2 protein-coding genes and 1 pseudogene are annotated in these 4,185 nt (G+C 34.8%); all 3 read right to left on the bottom strand.

The annotated features are described in order from the left end of the window. On the bottom strand, positions 1–765 hold a 765-nt coding region (locus tag PSE69_RS19670; RefSeq protein WP_272514025.1), incomplete at its 3' end, for a hypothetical protein. Continuing rightward, positions 765–3,953: a toxin VasX gene (locus tag PSE69_RS19665; protein ID WP_121875038.1), complete on the bottom strand. Its 3,189-nt coding sequence runs from the start codon at positions 3,951–3,953 to the stop codon at positions 765–767. The genes PSE69_RS19665 and PSE69_RS19670, both read right to left, overlap by 1 nt. Continuing rightward, positions 3,950–4,185 (bottom strand): annotated as a pseudogene (locus tag PSE69_RS19660) (DUF4123 domain-containing protein); the annotation flags it as partial. The pseudogene PSE69_RS19660 and the gene PSE69_RS19665, both read right to left, overlap by 4 nt.

Here is a 4,185-nt window from a genome sequence, read left to right as displayed (position 1 = left end):
GCCTTCATTAGCTGTATTAAAGTTAAGGTTTGACTTGGCTGATGTATAAGGCAAAAACATCTCTTCCTGCAATTCACCATTTTCAGTATTAATGCTATATAACCGGACTACAAGCATATTAGGGGCATGACCATACTCAATATATTCATAGCGGTCTGCTGAAACTTTTCCTTTTAAATAGCTATAGACATATTTTTTCTCTCGATCGAAAATTAGGACTGGTAGCGGACTTAAAAAGATTATATAACCCGTCATGCCGGTAAAAACACCCAAAATTAACGTGAAAATTATAAAAGCAACGTCCATACCTCCAACTTTATTGACATGCCCCCCCCATAAATAATAATCGACAAAGAAAACTCCAAAGCTCTTATTGCCTTCACCGTAAAATGGTCTAAGTTCCTTAACTTGTTTAGTCAATAGTATATTTTTTTCTTTAGAAAGATTATAATGTTTCTCATACATTGAAATGGTGCTAACAAAAGTATTGTAAGATTTTATGTTTCTATTTATTAATGCACTCAAAATTACTATAAAACAAACTAAAATAACCAGAAAAAAGCTCATTGCCCCAACATCGCGTTTTCCTCGATTAACATTCGCAATGGCAAATTTTTTAGCATTAATTTCATCAATAAAGGTTAGCTCTTCAAGCTCAACATTATTTTGGTAACGCTCGTGATTAGATACAAAACTTTGTTTCTTGGCACGGTCAAAACTGGATTTTAATGTCATGTGTTTTTTGACAAAGGCAACTATTCCCATTATATCTTTTCCTCATTAATAAAGCCCAGAGTACAATTAGCTTCATCTAACGCTTTTTCACTGTCGATATACCGCATCGGTACGACCGTATCTGGGTTAACTTCATAGTACCAATAGATATCAGGAATATCTCGTTTAATAACTAAAATACCCGATTTAGTTTCGTGCAATACCTGAGTTTTAACTTCTAAACTAAATTCATATGCACCCGTAGCTTTATTAAACTCTCCATTACATGCTGCATCTTTTAATTGATTATGAAGATTTTCCCAGCCAAAGAGAGATAAATACTTTTCAGAAAGAATAGTATAGTTATTCCTCGCTAAAATTGGATTGTTATTTTCTCTATTATAACCATCTTTCTTCACCAACTCAAAATGAACTTCAGAAACACCCTGAATAAAATTATAAAATGAAAATTCCAATTTAACGAACTCATCATTTTTAATATAACTCTTCTTTAATTGAGCCGTGAAGAAAAAATTCTTAAACTCTTGTTCTTCTATTTTAATAAATGGTTTCATTTTTTCATGATTTATAGCAAATTCTATCAAATTATTTTGCATGCTTACTGATTTTCTACCTACCCAAAATAAAGAAACAGGCTCATTTCCCCAAAAGCAATGCCTTAATAGTTTCTCTAGCGTAGTCCATTCATAAGCTTTACTGATAAATAATCCAGAAACTAAAAATACAATACCTGCGACCACTAAGAAGGCTAACCCCCCAGAGCCAACGAAAAGAAAGAAGGGCAAAGCAAGTAACCCACTGCCAATCGCTTCTATTCCATGACCAATCATTTGCTTATTATTACCGATATACCAGGCCTCAAAACCATCACGCAATGACAATCCCACGCTCAATACTGCAGCGATTCTCGTTAAACCTTTTGCGGCGGCAATTTTGTTTATCTGTTTGGGGGTCAATGCATTACGCAATCCATCTTTACTAAAAATCGTTTTTACCGCTGTTCCAATTGCTTCGAGTGATGGGTTAGCTTTAGGGAAAATATCGATCTTCACTTTCTTCCAATTAAGAATGACGCTAACCAGTGAGTCGCTGGCCACGATAAGATTAGCTATTTTTTGAAACAGATAGCAATTAAAAGCTGCTTTTTTCAAAGGATCCACTTCATCATACTGACTCATGCACAGTAAACTTTTATACTGAATAGCACTAGCTAAAAAGGAAAGTGCAGGGAGGGCAATGTTAATTTTCGATGCCCCAAGCGCCAAGTAACCTCTAAACTTTTCATTGTAAATACTTATTTTAGGTACGTCTATTAAATGCCCTGTCCCCTTAGCTAGAAAGCGCTTAGGCCAATCAAACATTTTATGGAGATTGACTTTATCTGTGACAATCCTGTCTGCTTTACTTTTACGTATCAAATCCTTAAATTCTGAGCCAGTAACTTCTGTTACTTCAGTTAAAGAGACTTTGGCGCCATAAACATTTAACACGGCATTTAATAATTTATGGGTAAGAAACTTTAATCCTTTCACGCTAATATGACGATTTTCCATTTCATATTTTTTGTACTTAGGATGTGTTTTGGTAAAACTGTAAGCTAACGCATCCCAAGCAAATATAGTAATTTTATTGGCTATATGTTGTAAGTATTCTTGATTTTCCGAGATCACAAGTGGGATATTTTTGACTCCTCTAGCAACTGCACTATTACTTGCTAAAACTACAAACCGCGTCATCAACGATAAGAATAGGTCATCATTTTTATCAATCTGCAATGAGTAAATTTTATTTAACAGTATGCGCCCAGCTCGGGAGGTGCTTAATGGGGATAATAAACTTATATAAAGTTCAAGTGAATCACACATATCTTTAAATGACTCAATCGATATTTCAGTGATATCTTCTTGAATATTTTCTCGAACTAAAAAAGCATAATCAAAGTAATGCTTCAACCCGCCTTTACGATTGATAATTTCTTGAGAGGTTTTAAATTTCTCATAAATTTTAATTAAATAATTAAACTTTGATTCAATAATATCGACATCTTTTTGGAGCATTGGCCAATATTTGTTGAATTCCTTAAAATTAATGCTGTCATTGAGAATATCATTTAGCTCCTCTTTCCCTTTTCCATCAGCCATACCTTCACACTCTTTTTTTAATTGATCTATGTAACTGCCAATTTTATAAGGATGTGAAAAGTATTCGCTGTAAGCATACTGTATAGATACTAATGTATCATGAAAAGCTAAGATATCTTTGAGGTATCCAACTGGATCATGAAGAATGATTAATGTGGCTTTTTCTTCATAATCTAAGGCCCGTTTAAATTGATTGACTAATAATGTCACGTCATTAGGGATATCTGGTACAGAACTTATATCACTGAAAAAATTATACAAAACATCCTTATTCTCTATTTTCTGCATAAAATTCTTAAATTTTAAGGATTCTTTTTTATAGTCTTCAACGAGTTTTTCTAAGTTTTCTGCCGACGCTTCAACACAATGTTCATTATTTTCAAAATGAACAATATTGGCTTGTTGCATAAATTTTTTTCGATAATCGGCATCTTTGATCATTTTTTTGACCACGTAGTTCGATAACTTCACCTCACTGAACACAATTGAAATATTCATGACATCTTTGCATATAGGCATGTAAGGGTATGAACGCGAATTATCTATAATTTCAAGTTTCCCTTTAGAGGATATTTTTCCTTCATAGGAAAAAAATTCCTCTCGACCGCTGATACCATCCGATGTTGTATTGATTTCAACGTTGTGTTTGAAAATAAGCAACCTGCCATTTTTAAACTCCCTTGTGTCATAGAAATCATCATCTTCAAAAACATAAATCCAGCCTTCACGTAATAAACGAGCGGAGTATCCATAGCTATCCTCCACCGTTTTTGCATTCATCATTTGCGAAATATTTTCTGGAATTTTCTCTTTTAAAACAGAAAAAAACACTTCAGTATCCGAAGGGGGATTTAAAGTTTCATTCAACGTTGGAACCGTTTTCGAAAAAATAGGTATACTGCCATATAAATTCGAGTACGCGTATCGCACTGGATACACAGGACGGTGCTCGCTTTCACACGGGCACACAACCGCATCTGCTTGCAAGTTCCGAGGAGCCAGTTGATTAACCAACTCGACCATTTGACTTTGTATTTCGTCTAGGGTTAATTGTGGCGAGCGAGTGTTGTCGGTCATGCTGTCTCTCCTTGAGCGTTTAGACAATAGATATAGCAATGATGATTAAATAAAACTTGGTTGTGCTGATAAGGTAAAGCGTGTTCACACGCCCTTTGCCAGAGCGACACATCGTGACGGCTGAGATAGCGAGCGAGAAGGTTGTATATTAACGCTTGCATCTGCGTTGTATCTGTCAAAAAGGCTTGATTCGCAGCATGAAGACAGAAGTTATCTAAGGCTTTTTTAGCTA

It is taken from the genome of Providencia sp. PROV122 (assembly GCF_028482365.1).
In the GTDB taxonomy this organism is placed as follows: Bacteria; Pseudomonadota; Gammaproteobacteria; order Enterobacterales; family Enterobacteriaceae; genus Providencia; species Providencia stuartii.
Note: the sequence above shows the minus strand (reverse complement) of the source record. Positions and strands in the feature narration are given on the sequence as shown.